The organism is Traorella sp. mt218 (assembly GCF_055420025.1).
The window spans coordinates 26339-49030 of record NZ_JBVAYM010000006.1; the positions used below are offsets into that span (position 1 = coordinate 26339).

The 22692-nt window shown below is 35.2% G+C and carries 22 protein-coding genes and 2 tRNA genes; 9 read left to right on the forward strand and 15 right to left on the reverse strand.

The features are described from left to right. Positions 1-10: 10 nt before the first annotated feature. The 7 genes from ACZYT3_RS04425 to ACZYT3_RS04455 form a co-directional block, all read right to left on the reverse strand. Positions 11-658 (reverse strand): ATP-binding cassette domain-containing protein, encoded by a 648-nt coding sequence (locus ACZYT3_RS04425; RefSeq protein ID WP_464087818.1) that lies wholly within the window; start codon positions 656-658, stop codon positions 11-13. Positions 659-669: 11 nt separating this feature from the next. After that, positions 670-1368: a hypothetical protein gene (locus tag ACZYT3_RS04430; protein WP_464087819.1), complete on the reverse strand. Its 699-nt coding sequence runs from the start codon at positions 1366-1368 to the stop codon at positions 670-672. Continuing rightward, positions 1352-1999 (reverse strand): hypothetical protein, encoded by a 648-nt coding sequence (locus ACZYT3_RS04435; protein WP_464087820.1) that lies wholly within the window; start codon positions 1997-1999, stop codon positions 1352-1354. The genes ACZYT3_RS04430 and ACZYT3_RS04435 overlap by 17 nt, the downstream gene beginning before the upstream one ends. 185 nt (positions 2000-2184) lie before the next feature. Further along, complete coding sequence (locus ACZYT3_RS04440; protein WP_464087821.1) at positions 2185-3015, reverse strand: hypothetical protein; 831 nt, start codon at positions 3013-3015, stop codon at positions 2185-2187. Positions 3016-3030: 15 nt separating this feature from the next. Then, positions 3031-3249: a hypothetical protein gene (locus ACZYT3_RS04445; RefSeq protein ID WP_294561612.1), complete on the reverse strand. Its 219-nt coding sequence runs from the start codon at positions 3247-3249 to the stop codon at positions 3031-3033. A gap of 161 nt (positions 3250-3410) precedes the next feature. Further along, the gene (locus ACZYT3_RS04450) at positions 3411-4103 is read right to left on the reverse strand and encodes a hypothetical protein (protein ID WP_464087822.1); all 693 of its coding nucleotides are present in this window, start codon (positions 4101-4103) and stop codon (positions 3411-3413) included. A 233-nt stretch (positions 4104-4336) separates the two neighbouring features. Further along, a complete protein-coding gene (locus tag ACZYT3_RS04455) occupies positions 4337-5578 on the reverse strand; it encodes a hypothetical protein (RefSeq protein ID WP_464087823.1) in 1242 nt (413 codons plus the stop codon). Between the two features lie 156 nt (positions 5579-5734). Here ACZYT3_RS04455 and ACZYT3_RS04460 point away from each other — a divergent pair, with 156 nt between their 5' ends. Then, positions 5735-6976, forward strand: coding sequence for a hypothetical protein (locus ACZYT3_RS04460; RefSeq protein ID WP_464087824.1), 1242 nt, complete (start codon positions 5735-5737; stop codon positions 6974-6976). A 172-nt stretch (positions 6977-7148) separates the two neighbouring features. Here the strand turns inward: ACZYT3_RS04460 and ACZYT3_RS04465 are convergent, their stop codons facing one another. Continuing rightward, a complete protein-coding gene (locus tag ACZYT3_RS04465) occupies positions 7149-7343 on the reverse strand; it encodes a hypothetical protein (protein ID WP_464087825.1) in 195 nt (64 codons plus the stop codon). Positions 7344-7547: 204 nt separating this feature from the next. Here ACZYT3_RS04465 and ACZYT3_RS04470 point away from each other — a divergent pair, with 204 nt between their 5' ends. From ACZYT3_RS04470 to ACZYT3_RS04490, 5 genes are all read left to right on the forward strand, one after another. Next, positions 7548-7940 (forward strand): helix-turn-helix domain-containing protein, encoded by a 393-nt coding sequence (locus tag ACZYT3_RS04470; protein WP_294560852.1) that lies wholly within the window; start codon positions 7548-7550, stop codon positions 7938-7940. Between the two features lie 2 nt (positions 7941-7942). Then, complete coding sequence (locus ACZYT3_RS04475; RefSeq protein ID WP_464087826.1) at positions 7943-9148, forward strand: hypothetical protein; 1206 nt, start codon at positions 7943-7945, stop codon at positions 9146-9148. Between the two features lie 94 nt (positions 9149-9242). Then, positions 9243-10679 carry a tagaturonate reductase gene (locus ACZYT3_RS04480; protein WP_464087827.1) on the forward strand — a complete coding sequence of 479 codons (1437 nt, stop codon included), beginning with the start codon at positions 9243-9245 and terminating at the stop codon, positions 10677-10679. Between the two features lie 2 nt (positions 10680-10681). Further along, positions 10682-12154, forward strand: coding sequence for a UxaA family hydrolase (locus ACZYT3_RS04485; RefSeq protein WP_464087828.1), 1473 nt, complete (start codon positions 10682-10684; stop codon positions 12152-12154). Beyond that, a complete protein-coding gene (locus ACZYT3_RS04490) occupies positions 12155-12763 on the forward strand; it encodes a hypothetical protein (protein WP_294560848.1) in 609 nt (202 codons plus the stop codon). Between the two features lie 90 nt (positions 12764-12853). Here ACZYT3_RS04490 and ACZYT3_RS04495 read toward each other — a convergent pair whose 3' ends face one another. From ACZYT3_RS04495 to ACZYT3_RS04505, 3 genes are read right to left on the reverse strand one after another with little or no spacing between them, the layout of a single operon-like run. Next, on the reverse strand, positions 12854-13876 hold the full coding sequence (locus ACZYT3_RS04495; protein WP_464087829.1) for a PfkB family carbohydrate kinase: 1023 nt from the start codon (positions 13874-13876) through the stop codon (positions 12854-12856). Positions 13877-13884: 8 nt separating this feature from the next. Further along, positions 13885-14841 carry a bifunctional 4-hydroxy-2-oxoglutarate aldolase/2-dehydro-3-deoxy-phosphogluconate aldolase gene (locus ACZYT3_RS04500; protein ID WP_294560846.1) on the reverse strand — a complete coding sequence of 319 codons (957 nt, stop codon included), beginning with the start codon at positions 14839-14841 and terminating at the stop codon, positions 13885-13887. 8 nt (positions 14842-14849) lie between these two features. Beyond that, positions 14850-15632, reverse strand: coding sequence for a 5-deoxy-glucuronate isomerase (locus ACZYT3_RS04505; RefSeq protein ID WP_294560845.1), 783 nt, complete (start codon positions 15630-15632; stop codon positions 14850-14852). 348 nt (positions 15633-15980) lie between these two features. Here ACZYT3_RS04505 and ACZYT3_RS04510 point away from each other — a divergent pair, with 348 nt between their 5' ends. Then, complete coding sequence (locus ACZYT3_RS04510; protein WP_294560844.1) at positions 15981-16184, forward strand: hypothetical protein; 204 nt, start codon at positions 15981-15983, stop codon at positions 16182-16184. A 30-nt stretch (positions 16185-16214) separates the two neighbouring features. Here ACZYT3_RS04510 and cysK read toward each other — a convergent pair whose 3' ends face one another. Genes cysK through ACZYT3_RS04525 form a run of 3 tightly spaced genes read right to left on the reverse strand, consistent with a single transcriptional unit; the run spans position 16215 to position 20611 of the window. Then, on the reverse strand, positions 16215-17114 hold the full coding sequence (gene cysK / locus ACZYT3_RS04515; protein ID WP_464087830.1) for a cysteine synthase A: 900 nt from the start codon (positions 17112-17114) through the stop codon (positions 16215-16217). 45 nt (positions 17115-17159) lie between these two features. Next, the gene (locus ACZYT3_RS04520) at positions 17160-18902 is read right to left on the reverse strand and encodes an ABC transporter ATP-binding protein (protein ID WP_464087831.1); all 1743 of its coding nucleotides are present in this window, start codon (positions 18900-18902) and stop codon (positions 17160-17162) included. Next, positions 18899-20611 (reverse strand): ABC transporter ATP-binding protein, encoded by a 1713-nt coding sequence (locus tag ACZYT3_RS04525; RefSeq protein WP_464087832.1) that lies wholly within the window; start codon positions 20609-20611, stop codon positions 18899-18901. Before ACZYT3_RS04525 ends, ACZYT3_RS04520 begins: the two co-directional genes overlap by 4 nt. Before the next feature lie 111 nt (positions 20612-20722). Between ACZYT3_RS04525 and ACZYT3_RS04530 the strand changes: the two genes are divergently transcribed. Then, positions 20723-20798 (forward strand) — tRNA-Asn (locus tag ACZYT3_RS04530). Positions 20799-20803: 5 nt separating this feature from the next. Continuing rightward, positions 20804-20879, forward strand: a tRNA-Glu gene (locus tag ACZYT3_RS04535). A gap of 496 nt (positions 20880-21375) precedes the next feature. Here ACZYT3_RS04535 and ACZYT3_RS04540 read toward each other — a convergent pair. Continuing rightward, positions 21376-22692 carry a PTS sugar transporter subunit IIC gene (locus tag ACZYT3_RS04540; protein WP_464087833.1) on the reverse strand — a complete coding sequence of 439 codons (1317 nt, stop codon included), beginning with the start codon at positions 22690-22692 and terminating at the stop codon, positions 21376-21378.

Consider the following 22692-nt stretch of genomic DNA (forward strand, 5'->3'; position numbering starts at 1 on the left):
CTATCTTTATTTAATTCTCATTATGCATCACTTTTTCTAAATGGTTTTTGGTTAATTCTAAAATTTCACAATCAAACTGTGAAACCTCTTCAAGATAATGGCTTGTAAGAATCATCGTTTTCCCTTTTTTCTGCTCATTTCGAATAATCTCAATCAATTTTTTCTTCACGCTGTGATCCAACCCATTAAAAGGCTCATCCAAAATAATATACTCAGGATCTTCCATAAATGCCTGAATTAACCGTAATTTTTGCTTTGTACCCATCGAATATTTACGATAGGTACGATCAATTTCACCCTTCATTTCAAAGATATCCGCCCATTTATATAAATCTTCTTTACCACATATCTTTTTTATAGATGCAATTATTTCCAGATTTTTTATTCCACTTAAATATGGAACAAAATCAGGATTATTGATACAAACTCCAGCATTTTGAATAAAATCATATTCCTTTCCCAATTGCTTGCCGTCAATCAATATTTTTCCCGAATCACATAATGAAAAACCACAAATCATTCGTAACAATACGCTCTTTCCTACACCATTATCTCCCAGGATAACATAAGTTTTCCCTTTTTCAAACGTATAACTGAAATCATGAAATAAAGGTTTATTTTTAAATCCTTTTGTAACTTTGACTAATTCAATACTCATAATATGTACCTCTACACTATTTCCTTTCTATATTTTAAGATAAGATAATAGATCACACTGCAAATAATCAAACAAATGATATTTTGTATCATGCCCATCATTGAATTTGAAAAGAATATTAAATCTAAAAAATGAAAATTAATATCTAACATTATTATAAAGATATAAATGATCAAAATAACCACTGTAATAACATTAACATTAAATCGAGTTAGAAGTATCTTTGCCAATATTGACATAGAAGCATATATACATCCATATTTAACACTAAATATAAAAAGCATGATAAAGCTTGTAAATGAAAAGTTATAGTTTCTGATTAAAAACACAAAAATCAAGCTGGCAAGAAGAATAGATAGAAATATCAGTATAAATTGTTCGATACCTTTTTTTACGATTTTTTTTAATTCATATTCAATATAGTTTTTCTTATTTTGAAAGCGATATATTATAAAACTATCCAGCCCATATTCATCGGATGCCTGTACTACCATATTAATGCTTATAAGCGTAAATAATAATGAATAGAATATAAACAGACGAATTTGAGCCATTGGATTATTTGTAAACTGAAAAGAAGCAGCTTTCAATATTTCAGATAATTCATTTCCTTGAAAATAATAATTTTGTAACTGCGACTCACATAAAATAAGTAAAAATATAGAAATATATAAAATTTGAATCAAAACTAATTTAATCGTCTTCATCATGAACAATCTCTTTTCCCTTTACTATCAACCAATAAATCAATACATACAGCAACAAGTAAATAACAAAGTGTGACAGCTGCATATCCGGACCGCTCGGATATATACCATAAAATATATTTATTGATTGAAGAAAGTCATTATTCGTCATAATTGAGGAACATAATACTATTGGAAAAAAAATATAAGACCAATCCTTTTTGCCAATCTTTTCAAAATATATTATTATAAAAATAAACAACAGAGCTGTAAAACACTGATAGCAATAAACTTGTATCACTTCAAATAAATTACACATATGTGTTGTAAAAAGAACAAAACAGATAGGAACTAAATAAGCCAGAACCAAAACCATATTACGACAAATTCTATCAACGACATAATCTAACCAAAGAGTATATCTTGTAACCATCATTTCCATAGGTTCCTGATTAAAAAACAATAATACAAATTCACCTAAATAAATAATTAAAAGAGGCTGAAAGTTACTACCTATGCTATAATGCATGACCCCGTTAAAATATCCTAAAACCCTTGAAATATCAAAATACAAAAAGAATGAAAAAAGAATAATAATTGCAATTGTTATGTAATTAAAATAAAGTGAAATTTTCTTTTTAATAATATTTAACATATCCATACACCAAATACGCTTTCAGAATCAATATAGCTATAAATAACATTACATAAAATTATTTTTACTTTATTCATTACAATTACCTTCTTTCCATCAAATTGGTTCTCAATATATATTTAAATAACTTTTTATACAATTCACATACAATAAATTCTTCGTAAAATTATTCAGTTAGATCATTTTTACATGATTCTTTCCTTATTTTTCTTAATATAGTAATAAATTATTCCACCTATTATTACTAAAACAATTACATGATAACATACCATATACGTTGTCATTATATACTGATAAGTAGACGGGGCTGTATAAGCTAATACTGAATAATAATCCAACTCCCCTGATCCCATCAAAGCACTGATTACATAAAAGAGAAATGGAATCAGTACGATCAAATACTTCTTATCTGTTCTTAATGATACATATATCGTCAATAAGCCAAACTCCAAAGCAATCAAAAAATATGATACAAATCCTTCGGCCAAATAATACAAATGATAGTGTTCAATCAGTGTTTCTCTGTCAAATATATCCGCAAACATTGTATAACCGCCAATGATTTCTTCACCAAGCAAACTTCTTGACGGGAAATAGGCAGCTGCCCATTCAAATACGATGACATATCCTATGTAAACAGCCAAAGCGCCAATCAAGGCGGTCAATATTATATTTTTTATCAATTCTCTTGAATATTTATTTTTTCTTATTGCCGTAAAATGCATCACTTTATCTTTATAAACAAGAAATGAAAATACTGAATAAGTTGATATGAGAGGAATCAGAATCTGCCACAACCCCATACCCCACATCAAAGTTGTTTCTAAAGGCGTACACATTGCGTAATATATTTCATTCGTATTGTTTAACTCGTTCACAAAATAAAGCTGTTCCGGTGTTGGCTCCCCAAATCTGGCCCTTAAAGAATCTCCTTCTTGGGTATAAAACATAATTGCTGATAAAACAATAAATAGTATGACAGTTTTTATAAAGTAGCGAATCCATATTCTTTTCATAGTTTTATAGATCCATTAGAAAGCAAACCTGAATCCTGAAATTTTTGATTTTACATTTTCTAGGCAGTTAGGAATTATTCCGCTACTTGTAGATATGGATGGTATTGTTAAACCTGTAACAACTGTTGTACCTGAATAAGTTATTGTTTTACCAGTCCGCGTCTTTGTATTTGCTTCCACATTTGTTAAAAATGAGCCAGAAATTATAGGTAATGATATTCTATTTTTTTTCATTTTCACACCTCTCAATTCTTCCACACAATCTATTTGTTTTTATAGATTGAATCTTCCAGAAATCATCAAAAATCCGTTACCTTCTAAAATAGAACCTCGTAATAATACATTAGTAGAGCCGTTTAAGAATTATTATCTTTCATGACAATAAATCAGTCAGTCTATATGATTCTTTCCTTATTTTTCCTAATATAATAATAAATTATTCCACCTATTATTACTAAAACAATTACATGATAACATACCATATACGTTGTCATTATATACTGATAAGTAGACGGGGCTGTATAAGCTAATACTGAATAATAATCCAACTCCCCTGATCCCATCAAAGCACTGATTACATAAAAGAGAAATGGAATCAGTACGATCAAATATTTCTTATCTGTCCGCAGTGATACATAAATCGTCAACAATCCAAATTCCAAAGATATCAAAAAATATGATACCAGTCCTTCTACTAAATAATAGAGCCGATAATGTTCAATCAGTGTTGCTCTGCCAAATATATCGGCAAACATCGTATATCCGCCAATAATTTCTTCACCAAGCAAACTTCTTGATGGAAAATATGCAGCTGCCCATTCAAATACGATGACATATCCTATGTAAACAGCCAAAGCTCCAATCAAAGCGGTTAATATTATATTTTTTATCAATTCTTTTGAATATTTATTTTTCCTTACTGAAGTAAAATGCATTACTTTATCTTTATATACAAGAAATGAAAATACTGAATAGGTAGATATGAGAGGAATCAGAATCTGCCATAACCCCATTCCCCACATAAAAGTTGTTTCTAAAGGCGTACACATTGCGTAATATATTTCATTTGTATTATTTAATTCATTCACAAAATAAAGCTGTTCCGGTGTTGGCTCACCAAATCGGCAATCAAATAATCTTTAGTCTGTGTGTAAAACATGATTGCGGATAAAATAAGAAACAATACGAGTGTTTTTAGAAAATGACGAAGCCATACTTTTGTCATAATTTATATGCCACTGATCCCCTTTCTTTACTATTATTGTAAATTAAATTGTAAACGATTTCAATAATAAGAATAAAAAAATAAGAATACCCTGTTTTAGGCATTCTTTATATATTTATTCATTTTTTGATGAAACTTCAAATAGCTTTTTTTATGCTTTGTATTTCTTAAAGAAATCTTCTCTATCTCATATTCCATCAAAGACCAAAAGGGGTGAAAATATTTCTGATATTTTAACTGATTTGGAATCACACACTTCATAATATATTCCACTAATTCATCATCGCTTGCACCTTTTTTTACCATTAAAAAATATCTTAAATAATCCGCATCATATCTTGTATTTATATTTTCTTCACATAATTCTTTTGGATAATCCATTTGTTTATGCGAACAGATACTACATACAAATAATAGCTCATTTAAAGACTGATAGTTTTCAATATTTTCCATAAATAATTCATAAGCGGTATCATATCTTTTATTTAAGTAATTATTCATACCAATACTATAATTCATATTTTTCTTTAAAACATTAGGTATATCGAGATCTTTTTTCATTTCTAAAAGCTTTTCAGCCTCCTCCTGTGCTAAAGAATCATCGGTGTTTCGATAAATGCCATAAATACTTAATCTACATTTAATCTGCCAGTAATAATTTTGTTGCTCTTTAAACATATTTAAACTTTCTTTAAATAATTCTAACGCTTTAAGGAAATAGCATTTATATTTATTATAAAAAGCCAGTTGATATTTCATCATCGGATGATTTTCAAATTTCTGAATATATAAGATAATCTTATCTGCCAACTCATAACTTCCTATAAAATCATTATTTGAACGAAACATTAGATCTAAAAGTAATATCTTTAATTCATCTTCTATGATATCTGTTTTAATCATGACTAGACAATCATTGACTTCTTCTAAACGCATATACGTATTCTTTCGGTAATAATTAAACAGATACTCAAATACATGCATATATTCATGAAAGATAGCGGAATCTTTATAAGGTGCAAGTTCTTGAATCGTTTCCTGATACAACTCATCAAAATGATCTTCTTCATAATATTCAAAGACATGTACTAAACGTATCAAATAATCACTGAGCCATTCTTCAAAATTTTCTTTTCTATGAAAGTTTATTCCAAAATAATTAAGATAATTGAAATAAAATTCATCATTTTTTATGATTTTCCCTTTTGTTGCATAATGAAAAGTAGAATAAGCGGATAATTCTTCTATTTCTATTTCTTTGATACTTTTCCCTTTACTGATACGATAATAATTAAAAAGTTTCCCCAATCTTTTCTTTTCTGTTTCAGTTAATAACATTCTATCCCTACTTTCCATTTTATATGATTATACAGCAATGATTTTTTACTGGCAACTTTCCTATTTTCGATATCATATTGTATTTTAATCCATCAAATCATGCACATCTTATTGATAGTTTTCATTCATATCTTTTATAATGATGACATGGGAAACATGCATTATGAAAAGAAAATTATTGGAAAGCTTATAAAGTATTATCGATTAAAAAAGAATATCCATAGGATCGAAATCATTCAAATTTCAAATAATAAACAGATTTGTTCCTTAAAGACACTCAGAAAAATTGAAGAAGGGATCGTTGTAAGTGATCATTATTATGATTATCTTGCTGTTGGACTGAATCTGCATTTTTGTCTTGAAGAAAAGGATCTGATGCAGCTTATGCATTATCGTGGACGATTGATTTCTTCTTTGAATGTTTTTTCAAGATCTTTGATGGAAGAGCTTCTTCATGAAATAAGCAGTTGTCTTTATTTATTGAATAATGTCATTTATTTTAAAGAAATGCTGGGCCTGTTTCATGATATTCTGGATTATCATTTAAATGAAAAGCTGCCATCTCGTTCAACGATTGATTTATATTGTGCGCTAAAGGATATGGTCCGGCGGAAAGATCAAAAGCTGATCTATTATTTTTTGTATCAGATATGTCATGTGGCCCCTTATTTGGACCGTAAACAGATTGAAAAAAGCTGCCTTTCTTTTTGTCCTGATCCTTTATTTATCAAAAATCAACTGCTTTATATCAGTCAGTGCTTTTCGCTTTTTAAGGCTTATGAGAAGATCAAGCAGCTTTATGTCCAGATAGAAAACCGGATCACAGATTATCAAAAGATCACTTTTTATAATGTTATGGCTATGATGCAGTTAAATATGAATGATATTGAATCTGCTTATAAAATGATCAGCAGGATCACCACGCTTCTTGAATCAAATCATGATTATCCGGGCCAGCTTCTTTTTAGCCTGCATATGCGGGCGGCCATTATCTGTTACGCCATGAAACAATATGAGCAAGCCATTCAACATGCCCTTATATGTTATTTTTCTTCTCATGAACATCTCAATTATAATTATTTGCTTTTATTCAGTGCTCTTGAGAAAACAAATAAGCATGCTCTCTTAAAAAAGATTTTACAAGAAGCAAAAGCTTTTCATTTTCATAACGATATCGTATCCAAGCTCTTTCAATATTATCAGATCAAACACCTGCATTCTTTTTCAAGTGTTCAAAAGCATCGTTTGCTTACAGATCTGATCTTGAGTAAGCTGATGATACTTTGTAGTTATTGTGATCTTTATCAGGAAATACTCACTGAGGAGATGATGGCTCACGCAGCTCATACCCGTGATTATAAAAATCTTTATATCTTTCTTCAACAAAGTTCCTATTAATCATAAAAGATCAAGATAAACAATAACAATTGATGTAAGAGCGAATGATTTAATTTTTTATACATATGGGCAAAGTATCTGGTACTATGTCCATATTTATTTTTTATTTCATATAAAGAATGTTTTTTCATATGCTTCCTCCTTCATAAAGCGATCCTCTGCATGCTTTTTCTTATATGCCCCAGCATTCAGGTGAACAAATGACACGCGGCTGATTTGTCCTCTCTTCTTCACAAGCATATTTCCATTGTTTCTCTTCATCCTTATCGCAGCAGCAGACAGCATCACCTTTATTTTCTGCTGCCTGAATGTTTGCACAGCACATCATGAATGATAAAGCACTTAATACAAAAGTTCGTTTTCCCATCATTTCCCTCCTTTCTTAATATTTTACACGAAAATTATGTTTAAAAAGCGATTTTTCCGATTTTCGTCAAAAAGTTGCATGAGTGGGACGGTGTGCATGGATTTGGTCAGATTTCACGCTTTTTCAATACTACAATCCTGTTTTGATGAATATGTTATTCATCTATCGGGAATAATAGAATTTATAATAGAAACAGGTGATGTTATGATTCGACAATTAAGTGAATTTTTAATGGCAGAGTGCCGTAAGCAAGGTCTTACAAACCAAGCGCTGGCAGAACGCTGCAACAATCAGATCAGTGCCGATTACATTGGTAAGATCAAAAATAAAGTACCTAAAACGGTCAGTATTGATATTCTGAATATCTTAGCTGTCGGTCTTGGTATGACTTTGAAACAGCTTTTAGAAGAAGCCGGCATCATTGATACTTTAGATCATTATACGTTAAATAATATTGAAGCTGACAAATTTATCGAACAGCTTTCTGATTATATTTCACCTTTTGTGAATGTAAAAGAAATGAGTGCTGCACAGAGAATTGAATTAGCTAACTATATCTATGATAATATCCGTATGGTTTCTTATAAATATAAATAAACATGGTATCAAATGATGAAAAGAGGATCATTGGTCTGCTGATCGGTCATTACCGCCGGAAAAAGCATATTTCACGGAATGAGCTGTTATCAACGTCCAATGATTCTTTATGTTCACCTAAAACACTTATACGAATTGAAAATGGTCATATTCCTAAAAGAAATCAGTTTTATATATCATTATGTCAATCTCTTGATGTCAGCTATCCCTTTGAAGTAAAGCTTTTATATAAATTAGATAATTACCGGCAAAAGCTGGTTCATGCAATCCTTGAGGGTTCCAAGGGAAACATGGAAATCTTATTGGAAAAGATAGATGAGGATTTCACTCATCATATTTTATATGTCAGTGAAAGAGCATGGCTATATCAAAGCATTTTGACCTTACTTTTATATGATCAAGTGCCAAGTCAGGAAAAGATGGATGTTTTTTATTGTTTAAAGGATGTTCTCTTAGAAGAAGACCGCAAACTTTTATTTTTTCTTTTCATGCATCCGAAGATAAGAAAGAATGTAGATAGATCACTGATTCATGAAAGTCTTGTCTATGAACATGAGCCTCTTTTCTTTGATTTTCACCTTTCTCATATCATTTCTGTTTCATCCTTGCTTTACAGCCATCATCAGCTTCAAAAGATCCTAAATAAAAAAGAAGAGCTTACAGATTTACAGAAAATATTGCTTTTCAGACGTATTGCTGAAATTGAAGCAAGCGGCAATGATATCGTTTTAGCGTATAAGACGATGAAAAATTGTCTGTGTCTTCTTCATCGGGATATCTGTGATCCTTTAAGGGCTTCTATTTATATAGATTGTGCTTTATTCGCTTATCAATCCAATGATACAGATGCCTGTATCCATTATCTTTTTGAGGTGGTTTCTATCAATCTGTCGCTTTTGAAAGAAGCGTGGCTTTTATTGCTGCATGTATTGGAGAAAAGTAATCAAAAGGAATTGCTGATGCATTATTTGTTTGATATGAATTTGACGGATGAACAGGATGAAAGGGGGAAAGCTGTTTTGTCTTATTTCCGGTTGAAATATGATACGATGGATGCCCATGATGCGGATAGAGAAAAATATATCTGTCAGAAATTAAAGGTATTGGGTGAACATAAGGTTTATAAAAAGATCCTGTTGGAAGAGCTGATGGGAATCGTAGCGGTTACTTCCCATTATAAATTTATATATCGTTTCATGACTAAATAAACCAAAAATTACCACATTAAAACTATGTTTCTCTTGTGTAAGCATGAGGCTTTTTTGATAGAATGAACATGAAATATTGGATATGGAGGTAATTATGGAAATATTAAGTGCAAAAATACACCCAAAGAAAGATCGTCCAGTCAAAGTGCTGCAGTTTGGAGAAGGAAACTTCCTGCGTGCCTTTATTGACTGGTTTATTCAGGAGATGAATGATAAAGCTGATTTTAATGGGGATGTCTGTGTCGTACAGCCATTGGATTTTGGCCGTGTTGAAGAGCTTAGAAAGCAGGATGGCTTATATACATTGCTTCTGGAAGGTGTCAGCAATGGTGAAGTGGTTCATCATAAACAGGTAATCGATGTTTTAAGTGACTTCATCAATCCTTATCAGGAGTATGAGCGTTATCTGGATTATGCGAAAAGCAGTGATCTGAAGATCATTCTTTCAAATACGACGGAAGCCGGTATTGCCTATGATCCAACTGATACGGATGAAATGAAGACTTCACCGACATATCCGGGAAAACTTTTGACTTTCTTGAAGAAACGATATGATTTCTTTGATGGTTCTAAGGAAGCCGGTTTGTATATCCTGCCATGTGAACTGATCGATCATAATGGTACTACATTAAAGGAATATCTGAATAAGCTTTCCCATGATCGTCATTACAGTGAAGCATTTATTACATGGCTGAATGAAGCTAACCTGTTCTACAACACTCTTGTAGACCGTATCGTTCCGGGTTATCCAAAGGATCAGATCGAGCGTTTGCAGAAAGAGGATGGCTATATCGACAACAATGTAGTGAAGGGTGAAATTTTCCATTTGTGGGTCATTGAAGGTGATCCTGCGATTAAGAAGGTATTGCCGTTTGAAAAAACAAATTTAAATATTCTGGTGACAGATGATGTACGTCCTTATAAGGAAAGAAAGGTCAAGATCTTAAATGGATCCCATACCTGCATGGTACCGATTGCTTATCAGTATGGTGTCCGTGCCGTGAATGAAATGATGAATGATGAATATCTGAAGAATTGGCTTTTTGCTTTCTTAAAAGAAGAGGTCTGGCCGACGATCGATCTGCCTCAAAGTGAAAAGGAACAGTTTACAAACGATGTGATGGAGCGTTTCATGAATCCGACGATCTATCATGAATTATTGACGATTTCATTGAATTCCATGACAAAGTATAAGACACGTGTGCTGCCAAGTGCCATCGGTTATTATGAACAGACTGGTAAGCTGCCAAAGCGTTCACTCTTCTCATTGGCTTCTTTGTTTGTGATGTATTCATTAAAGAAAGAGGATGGAAGCTCTTTGGTGATGGATGATCCGGCATTTATTGAGATGTGGGCACATTTATGGAAGCAGCCTGATGTTGATGCCCTGGTGAATGAGGTCATGATGATGAAGGATCACTGGGAATATGATTTTACACAGATGAAAGGAAGTCTTGACTATGTGAGCCAGTGTGTGAAGGACATATTGGCTTTGGGTATGAAAGCAGCCCTTGTCAAGCATTTTGGATAAATATGAAAACATTACATATCAATGATAAGGACAATGTGCTGATAGCTCTTGAAAAGGGGCAGAAGCATGATGTCGTCAATGGTTTTGAGCTGTTAGATGATATTGATGCAGGGCATAAGATTGCCTTGCGTGATATTCAGGAAAATGAAGATATCATTAAATACGGTGAATCGATCGGTCATGCAACACGCCTGATCCATCAGGGAGAAAAGGTTCATTCCCACAACATGAAGACGAATCTTTCCGGTCTTAAAGAGTATGTCTATACACCGGTTACCTTCGAGAAGCATACGGTCAAGACAACTCGTGAATTAAAGGCTTATCGCCGAAGCAATGGTAAGGTAGGCATTCGTAATGAGCTGTGGGTCATCGTAACGGTTGGCTGTGTGAATTCAATTGCCAGAAATATTTTGGAGAATTTCAAAAGCCGTCATGATTTAAGTGATATTGATGGTATTTATACTTTTGAGCACCCTTATGGATGTTCACAAATGGGAAATGATCAGGAAAATACGATCAAGATCTTACGTGATATCGTCATGCATCCTAATGCCGGCGGTGTTCTTGTGTTAGGTTTAGGTTGTGAAAATAACCAGTTGAAGCCTTTCTATGATTCCCTTGTCGATATTGATTCGAAGCGTATTCGTTATATGAATTGTCAAGATGTCGAAGATGAGGTCAAGGAAGCAAATATCATCTTAGATGAGATTTATGAAGAGATGCGTCATGATGTGCGTGAAAAGGTTGATTTCAAAGATATTACCTTCGGTTTGAAATGTGGCGGAAGCGATGGCTTCTCAGGCATTACTGCCAATCCATTGGTTGGACGTTTCTCAGATAAGATGCTGACATTAGGAGCAAATTCGATCCTTAGCGAGGTTCCGGAAATGTTTGGTGCTGAGCATATTTTGATGAATCGTGCCGATTCTAAAGAAACCTTTGAGAAGATCGTCAATCTGATCAATGGCTATAAAGAATATTTTATGAGCTATAATCAGGTAGTATATGAAAATCCATCACCGGGTAATAAAGCCGGTGGAATTACGACGCTTGAGGAAAAATCCTTAGGATGTATCCAAAAAGCCGGTACAAGTCCTATTGCCGATGTCTTGGATTATGGAGAAATGCGTAAGAAAGCCGGAGTATCTTTATTGTATGGACCGGGAAATGATATGGTCAGCGTAACTGCAATGGCTGCTTCCGGTGCACAGCTGGTATTATTTACAACAGGCAGAGGTACACCTTTTGGCGGTTTTGTACCGACGGTCAAGATCTCTACGAATACTGCCTTATTTAAGAAAAAACCGCAGTGGATCGATTTTAATGCCGGTGTTCTTCTTGAAAATCATACGCTGGATGAAGTCAGTGATGAGCTGATGGATAAGATCATTGATATCATCAATGGTGAAAGATGCCAGAATGAAATCCATAACTGTCGTGAAATTGCGATATTTAAACAGGGAGTGACGTTATAAATGGAAGTCTTATTGATGAGCATCATCGTTGCGTTGCTGGTCGTATATGGATTTAAGGCATATCGTCTTTATCCGACCTATAAGAATAGCATCTTTCAAGATCTCATGCCGAGCTTTCTGGAGTATTTTTACCGGGTGACCATCCGTAAGGATGCTTCAACAAGTTCATTTTTGAAAGATAAGCTTGGAACGCATCGCATGACATTTACGACCTTGCAGAATAACGATCATAAGATCACAAGCCGTTTTGTTATCATTCTTTATAATAAGGGCATTGCCTTGATCAGCTATCTTGATCCTAAAGGTGCTCTATCAGGTCAGACAAATGATAAGCATTGGTTCATTCGCCGTGAAAAGCAAACCGTTAAAATTGCCAACCCTAAGATTGAGAGTGATAAATATGCGATTTTGTTAAAGAAGAAGTATCCGGGTCTGCCACTCACACAATATGTTGCAGTAGGAAATGAGTGTGATATTTCTAAGATCAAATGTGATTTCATCGTTTGTCACAACAATGAGATCATTCGTCATCTTTTAGAAGCCGGCACACCTTATGTTGAGGATGAAAAGATCATCGAAGCTTTTAATTCCGCAAATAAAAACGCATAGCAATATGCCATACGTTACTTTGGAGAGCTTAAAAAAGCTCTCTTTTTTTAGCTAAACTTCTTTTATAATAGAAAAACAGCCTTCCGGCTGTTATCTCTGTACTCTTCCGCTGGCATCTCCATTTGCAAGCGTTAAAACTTCACTTTCACTGACAAGGTTGAAGTCACCTGGTATCGTATGCTTTAAGGCACTTGCCGCTACCGCAAACTCTAAGGCTTCGCTCTGTGTCTTCATGGTCAATAATCCATGGATCAATCCACCGGAGAAGCTATCTCCGCCGCCTACACGGTCAACGATCGGATTTATATCATAGTGCTTTGACTGATAGAATTCGTTTCCATCATAGATCAATGCGCTCCATCCGTTATGTGAAGCACTATGGCTTTCACGCAGCGTCGTACATACTTTTTCAAATCCGAAAGCTTCTTTCATCTGGGCAAAGATCTTCTTATATCCTTCTAAATCCAGTTTACCGCTGGCTACATCGGTTCCTTCCGGCTTAAATCCTAAACAAAGCTCAGCATCTTCTTCATTTCCGATACAGATATCAACATATTGCATCAAATCTTTCATGACCTTCTGTGCCTGTTCAGGTGTCCATAGCTTTTTACGATAATTCAGATCGCAGGAAACCTTTACATGATGACGTTTGGCAGCCTTGCAGGCTTCCTTTGTCAATTCGGCAGCTTTTTCACTGATGGCCGGTGTAATACCTGAGAAATGGAACCAGTCAGCACCTTCCATGATTGCATCAAAATCAAATTCTCCAACGTCTGCCTTGGCAATCGCACTGTCTGCACGGTCATAAATGACCTTGCTTGGGCGCATAGAAGCACCGCTTTCCAAATAATAGATACCGATCCTTTCACCGCCACGTACGATATAATCTGTATGAACACCGTATTTACGTAATGCATTTACAGCCGACTGTCCGATTTCATGCGTCGGTAATTTTGTTACAAAATAAGCATCATGACCATAATTTGCTAATGATACAGCAACATTTGCCTCACCTCCGCCATAGCATACATCAAAAGAATCGCATTGTACGAAACGTGTACGCTCCGGTGAAGAAAGACGCAGCATGATCTCACCTAAAGTAATAATTTTCATATTTTCTCCTATTTCTTCATTAAATGAATCTTAAATCCACCGATTTCTTTTTCAAAATAAATGACTTTTAATGAATGATCCTCGTTATATGCCTTAGAGCTTTCATCAAAAGCATAACCCAAGCTTTCATAATAGCGAACAGCTCTTTCCACGCTGTTGACCTTATAAGCAATATGACCATGTGTTCCTACCTGATTCTTCATGACTTCGATCGTCTTTCCGGCAAAGCATGATTTTGAATGAGGTTCTGTTTCACACTGCAACAATCCTGCAAATGCACCTGCAACATCTTCAGCACTCGTTTCATCGGCATTCACACCTACATGTGCCAGTTCAAGTCCCAGCATCGTCTTAACAGCATTTTGTGTCAATTCTTTGATACGATCAAAATTGCCTTCTTTAATCGCCTTAGCATCAACCATCCAAGTACCGCCGCAGGCAACGATACGATCATAATCTAAGTATTCGACGATATTGCTTTCCTTAATGCCGCCTGTTGGCATAAAGTTTACATTGACATAAGGTGCTGCCAGGGCTTTGATCATCTTCAAACCACCCAGCGGTTCTGCCGGGAAGAATTTCACCGTTGTCAGTCCGAATGACAAAGCAACTTCAATATCACTGGCATTCGCACATCCCGGTATGACAGGTACGTTTTTTTCAATGCAGTAGCGAACGATTTCCGGATTCAATCCCGGAGAAACGATAAATTTCGCACCTGCTTCCAAAGCATCATCAACCTGCTGCTTTGTCAATACCGTTCCGGCTCCAAGAAGCATCTGCGGCAATTCCTTATTCATGATCTGCATTGCTTTTTTCGCATGCTCTGTTCTGAAGGTTACCTCAGCTACCGGAAGACCTCCTTCACAAAGAGCCTTTCCCAATGGAAGAGCATCTTCAACACGATCGATCTTGATGACCGGTACGATTCCGATACGACTGATCTTATCTAATATCTCGTTCATGTTTCCTCCTATTTTTCCGGCCAGATCTTGCAATTAGGATCTAACAGCCATTCATGCTCCTTCACATTTTCAGCTCCGGTCCAAGGATTATCATCAAAATGACGGATGATCCAGAAATAATACATCGCATATCCCGGTGCCGTTACCTGTGGATGAGGTAATTTTTCAGTTACACAGATATAGCTGTAATCTTTTACCTGATAAACATTATCGCCATAGAAGCTGGCACCAAATCCTTCAGGGCGGTTAAAACGGTAATAATAAAGCTCCGGCTGATCATGTAAGTGAGGAATAAATGTAGACCATTTGCCCGGATAATTGACCGTTTCCCCAAAAGCCATATTACTTAATGGATTGATCGAATAATCTACCATCGTTCTTACATTTCGTGTAGCACAGTCATTCCACTGTCCGGCACCACGATCAACAACAACTACATTTTCTTTTGTAAATAAAGTACTTGCAAATTCTTTTTCATTTTCTGTCATAAATAACAGATATTCACTATCCGTATCAGCACTTACTTCAACATGGACTCCTTTGCATACATGAAGTCCGACAGGTGCATCATCGAATACGTTACCACGTTCGATCGTTGCGCTCTTTCCTTCATAATTCAAAGTAAGCTTTCCTTCCTGTAAAACGATCAAGGTTTCCTTTTCACTGTCCTCGTACGTCTTTTTTTCACCTTTCTTTTGTCTTACCAGATAAGAATAAAGCATCATTCCCGGATAAAGATCAGAACGATTCGTTAATTCAACCGTTGTTTTATCTTTTATATAATTCATCATAATCTATGATCCTTCCTTTCATATCCATTATATCTTTTTTTTTCATTTTGTACTAATAAAATAAGAACATGTAATGTGGTAATTTTTTATATATTATGTTTGAATATCCAAAAATTTACCACAATTATTTTTCTTTTAATTTTCTCTCAAAACATCAACTTTTACTCTATAATAAAAACGAAACATTTAGGTGTAAAAGCCTCGTTTTAATAAAACGGCTGAATCTTCCTCCCCTTCAAACATTCAGCCGTTTTAGTTTTTCCTTGATGAATGAAAACATTCAAGATATAATACATAATAGTATTGTTAACATTATAAATACTTTTATTAAAGATGAAAGGAGATAGTATGCCAATCTCAATCAAAGAACTCATTACGTATATTGCCGCTTTTGCCGGTATCGCGATCGTATGTATCGTCAGAGTACGCTTTTCAAAAAGACAGCTGAAAACACCTGACAATGCTTATACGCCTGATGAAAAAAAGCTTTTATATACAGGCTACGCTATTTTGGCAGTAGCACTCATACTTGCCTGTATCCCTGTCTATTAAAAAAACTTCAATGTTGCGCATTGAAGTTTTTTATTTAAATAAATCCGTTGATAAGTATCGCTCCCCTGTATCCGGCAGCAAAACAACGATATTTTTTCCTTTGTTTTCTTCTTTTTCCTGTAATTTTTTTGCTTCAAAATAAGCTGCTCCGGCAGATATACCGCATAAGATGCCATATTTCTGTGCCAGCTCATTCGCACCGCTGTAAGCTTCTTCACCACTTACGGTATCAACCTTATCAACGACGCTTTGATCTAAATTTTTAGGAATAAAGCCTGCTCCGATTCCCTGAATCTTATGCTTTCCGGCTTCACCTGTCGTAATCACTGCACTCTCCAATGGCTCTACACCAATAATTTCAACATCCTTCTTATGTTCTTTCAAATATCGGCCGACACCACTGATCGTACCACCCGTACCGATGCCCGCTACAAAGATATCAATTTGTGCATCTGTATCATCTAAGATCTCAACTGCTGTCGCTTCATAATGCGCCAGTGGATTATCACTATTTTCAAACTGTTGAGGAATAAATGAATTGCTGATCTCATCATGAAGCTGCATTGCTTCCGCAATAGCTCCCTTCATACCGAGTGACCCCTCTGTCAGTACAAGCTCAGCTCCATAGGCCTGTATCAGCTTTCTTCGTTCTAAAGACATCGAATCCGGCAAAACAATGACGCATTTCATATGCAGGGCAGCACAAACCATGGCTAAGCCGACACCTGTATTGCCGCTTGTCGGTTCAATGATGACCGTATTTTGATCAATTCTTCCATCATCAAGAGCCTGTCGGATCATCTTATATGCGATTCGATCCTTCACGCTTCCTCCGGGATTAAATGATTCAACTTTCGCAAACAAATGATCATTTAACGCTACTAAAGGAGTATGACCAATCGTTTCAAGGATACTTCTTTTTATGTTCATTTTATTTCCTCCCTATTGTTAGGATATGCATTTTTCACATGTAAGTCAACTCATTTGATTTAAAAATTGCGAATGATACAGGGTTGCATAAAAGCCCTTTTGTTTTAAAAGTGCTTCATGGGTTCCTTTTTCAATGATCTTGCCATCCTTCATCACCAGAATGCAGTCCGCATTTTGAATCGTGCTCAAACGATGGGCAACGATAAAACTTGTCTTATTTTTCATCAATTCCTGAAAAGCATGCTGTACCTGCAGCTCCGTTAGTGTATCAATATTAGAGGTTGCCTCATCTAAAATCAAGATCTTAGGATCCTGCACCATAACACGAGTAATGCATAATAACTGTTTCTGGCCAATCGAAAGATTCGAACTGATATCTCCCAGCATCGTATCATAGCCTTGAGGCAAACGCTGGATGAACGAATGAGCTTTTGTTTTACGGCTGGCTTCGATCAGCTTTTCATCACTGATATGTTTGTGCAAAGTAATATTATCTCGAATCGTAGCATTTTTGATCCACGTATCCTGTAAGACCATACCGAAATGATTACGCAGAGATTTTACTGTAATATCACGATAGTTTATATCATCAAGCAGAATATCTCCCTCATCAATTTCATAAAAACGCATTAACAGATTGATCAATGTTGTCTTTCCGCATCCTGTCGGGCCTACGATGGCTATGCGCTGTCCCGGCTGAACAACCAGATTAAAATCACTGATCAACGGTTTATTCTTATTATAAGAAAAGCTGACATGACGCAATTCAACCTTTCCTTTTACATTTTCAAGATCAAAAGCATCGGGTGCATCTAATTTTTCCACAGGTGAATCAATAAATTCAAATACACGCTGAGCACACGCTAAAGCATTCTGCAGCTCACTGATGACACTGGTAATCTCATTAAATGGTTTTGTGTACTGATTTGCATAATTGAGATAAATGGTCAGCTGTCCGACGCTCATGCTGCCTCCAATAACGATCAGTGAACCCATCAATGCAACTGAAGCATATACAATAGCATTGACAAAACGGGTACATGGGTTCGTCAAAGATGAATAAAAAATGGCCTTCATTGAGCTTTCTTTTAATTCCTCGCTCATAGCATTGAACTCTTCAATATTTTCCTGCTGATGTTCATAGGCAACACTTACTTTATGATGAGAAATTCTTTCATTGATAAAAGCACTGATGCTTCCTCTGTTTTTAGATTGTATCAAAAAAAGCAAATGTGTCTTTTTAGAAATAAAGGCTGCCATGACAAGTGAAAGAGGTGTAATTAATAAGACCAAAATTCCCATGCGCATATCAATCTGAAGCATGATAAACAAAGTAATAAAGATACTCAAAACACCTGTGAAAAACTGTGTAAAGCCCATCAAAAGGCCATCACAAAGAATCTCCACATCATTTAAGATACGGCTGAGAAGATCCCCCTGATCATGAGAATCAATATAAGAAATCGGACACTTGCTGATATGCTCGACCGCATCCTTACGAATCCTGTAAGAAACATGATATGTTAATTTATTATTGATCCGATTCATCAGCCATGTTACGCCAACATTTATCAGCAGTACAGCTGCCATACGTATCAATACCTGAATAATCGCATTAAAATCAACATTTCCCGTCCCTATTGCATAATCAATGGCCTCACCGATGCAGATTGGCAGATATAAAGTCGTAATCACACTAATAAAAGCACAAATAAAAGAGGCAACTACTAATTTTTTATCCTGTTGTATATAGAAAAGAACTCTTTTCATGACCGCTTTCCGATTCATGCTTCCACCTCCCTTATCTGTGAGGCACTGATTTTCTGATAAATGACACAGTTTTTCATAAGCTCTTCATGTGTACCCATGCCTACAAGCTTTCCTTCATCCATCACTAAGATCATATCGCAATCCATCAATGACGATACACGCTGGGAAATCGTGATCAATGTACATTCATAATTTTGAGCAATTGCCTTTCGTAATGCTGCCTCTGTTGCATAATCCAATGCGCTGCTGCTGGCATCTAAAATTAAGACCTCTGCCTTTGCAACTAATGCCCGGGCGATTGTCAAACGCTGACGCTGCCCACCGCTTAAATTCAATCCATTCTGTGCAATTTCATAATCCAGACCCTTTTCCTCTACGAAATCTGCCATCTGGGCATTTCGACAGGCTTCCATCATTTCTGCTTCACTGGCATCCTTTTTCCCCCATCTTAAGTTTTGAGCAATCGTACCCTTGAATAAGACTGCCTGCTGCGGAACCAGAACCACTTCTTCATGAAGCTTTTTCAAATCAACATGACTGATATCAACGCCCTTATACAAGATCTTACCACTGCTTGCATCATAGAAGCGTCCCATCAAGTGAACCAATGTGCTCTTACCACTTCCTGTACCGCCAATAATACCTATACGTTTATTTTTCGGAATACAGAAAGACACATCCTGTATCGTATCCATCTGATCATTTTGATACCTAAATGAAACATGCTCGAAATGAAAGACACAATTGTCTTCATAAGAGATTTCCTCAGGCTGATTCAAATAGCTTGTCTGCATATTAAAGATCGATTCGATACGTGAAGCACTGGCGATGGCCTTAGTCAGATTTAATACAAGATTTACAAGTTTGATCAGTTCGATCAGGATGCTTGACATATAAGAAACCAAGGCTACCAATTGACCTTGTGTGATGCTTCCTTCAAATACCTGAAAGCCACCTTTATATATCAGGATAAGAATGGCACAATTTAAGATCAATGTGGTTACAGGATTTAAAAATGCATTGATCTTTCCAACCAGTATGCTGGCATCGTAATAATTTTTATTTTGCGTTTCAAATTCTTCCGCCTGTTCTTTTTCAATATGAAAGGCTCGAATGACACGGACACCGCTTAAATTCTCCGATACGAGCTGGGTCATCCTTTCAATAAGAGAGGCTACCTTCTTCACCAGCGGAATACTTACGACCATGATGAAAATGACAACCAGAAATAAAATTAAAATCGTAATTACAAATACGATTGCTAATCGAGGGCTAATGGTAAATGCCATTATCATTGATCCGAATACGATAAAAGGTGAACGTAAAAACAGACGTAAAAACAAATTCACACCATTTTGTACCTGATTGATATCATTGGTAAGGCGGGTAATCAAGGTGCTTGTACCTACCTGATCGATCTCGGTATAACCAAAGCTTTCAATATGGGCAAATAAATCACGACGCATTTCCTCGCTCATTCCAACAGCGGCCTTAGCACTGAAATATTGGGCACTGATAGCACTGATACAACCGATCAAAGCCAATAAGCCTAATGCCAATGCACAAAGCCAAATCAATGTCTGATTTTGTTGAGCAATTCCTTCATCTATCATCTTTGCAATAATTAAAGGAACAAACAGCTCGAAGCCTGCTTCCAGCAATTTAAAAAAAGGACCAAGGATCGTTTCTTTTATATAGTTTTTTATGTACTTCAGAAGTAATTTCATATTTTTTTCCTCTCAGCAGTGATATTATAATATTCCCTTTCATTCAATTCAATATTTTTTTAAAAAGTGCTTGCATTATCTTAAAGGTCATGCTATTATAATTAAGCACTTGCCTAAATAGCTCAGTAGGTAGAGCATCCGGCTGTTAACCGGCAGGTCACAGGTTCGAGTCCTGTTTTAGGCGCCATTGATGGCTCGTTGGAGAAACGGTTAACTCACATGCCTTTCACGCATGCATTCACGGGTTCGAATCCCGTACGAGTCACCAAATTACTTAGAAAGTCCTATATTTAGGACTTTTTTTGTATTTTCAAGAGGCCCGTTGAGAAGATTTTGAGAAGAATTGCTGATGTAGGCAGTTGCTTCGTCTTCATTTCTCTTGATAAGATGCATATAACCTGCAATGTCATGTTCACATTACTATGCCCCGGTCTTCTGCTTACAGCAATAATATCTTTCTGACATTTACTGGCAGACAGCATCATTTCTAGCCCCATTGATATTTGTTTGAGAAAGAAGACTGTTTTTTTGAATATTCATTTTATATTTCAAAATTTTCTCCAGACGTTCATTCAGATATTTTCCTAAATAAATACTATGATTGCTTTTGATTTTTTTAACTTCACAAGCTCACTGAGGCCGTTTTTTAATTATTGACTTATTCAGATGAAATATTCAATATTTATTGAAAGATTTATAAAATTAATAAAAAGACCATCTATTATAAATACTAAATAAGTATTTAATGATGGTCTGATTTTTATTTAGTCATTTGCTTCTTCATCTTCATCTACTAATGTTCTTTCATATAATTTAACAAAAGGCATATAAATCAATGTACAAATCACAAGCATCACTGCCTGTACTAAGCAGGCTTTCAAATCGCCTCCACTTCCAATGAAAGTTGCGAAAATTACAGGTGTAGTAGCAGGAGTATAGACAATTAGTGGATCCACAAAACCTATAGCCGTAGCTGCATATCCCAAAAGAATGCATACAGTTGGGCATAAAACAAATGGAACGATCATAATTGGATTTAGCATAACTGGAAGGCCGAATATTATAGGTTCTCCGATATTAAACAAAGCCGGTATAGAAGCAATCTTTGCGATTTCTCGATTTTGTTTTTTCTTTCCTACTATGAAAATAGCAATTACAAGAGCAAGGATGCAACCCGCTCCACCAATACGTAAATAATAATCCATAAAAGCATCACTAATGATATTAGGCGCTTTTAGTCCTGCTGATAATGCAATCATATTTTCATTCATATTAGCAGCTAAGAAAGGACGCAAAACAACATTATTAACAGCTGAAGAATGAATACCTAATGTAAACACGAATGAAGCGATGGCTGCAACAAAAGTAAATCCAGGAAGTCCAGTTACCAATCCTTTCAAAGGTACTTGAATAAGTGAAACCACAAATTGATAAATTGTTGTACCGGCTAATCTAAATATAAATGCAATAATTGCGAAAATGAAACCAGTTAAGATAGTTGGTATAAGCACATTAAACGATTTAGCTGATACTTCTGGAACTCCAGCAGGCATTTTAATCTGCAGATGAGTATTATTGCTTAATTTCATAAAGATTGTTGTACCTATTAAGCCAATAATCATTGCCACGATAATACCGCTTGTACCAGTATAAGTGAATGAAATCATGTTTGTTGCATTAATGGTTGTTTCTTCAGAAGTCACAGCCAATGTTAATGGCATAATAATAACCATGATTGATAATACAGACAGTACGGCTCCAATAGGATTATCAAAATTTTTATATTTTGATAAATAATAAGAAATCGCAACAGCTAAAGCTAAGGAAATAATGTTATTTGTACCATTTGTTACTGAAGTAAAAATAGTCCTAATGGATTCTAATGTTTCAGCGGTCATAAACCCTGATAAGATCCCACCATCATTAAAAATCAATGAACTAAATAATGTAGCAAAACTAGATAACATCATTAACGGAATAAATGCCATAAATGAACTTTGAATGCTCTTAATATAATTGTTAGCCGCTAGTTTTCTTGAGAAAACAGTTATTTTATTTAAAAATGTATTTGATGTATTCAT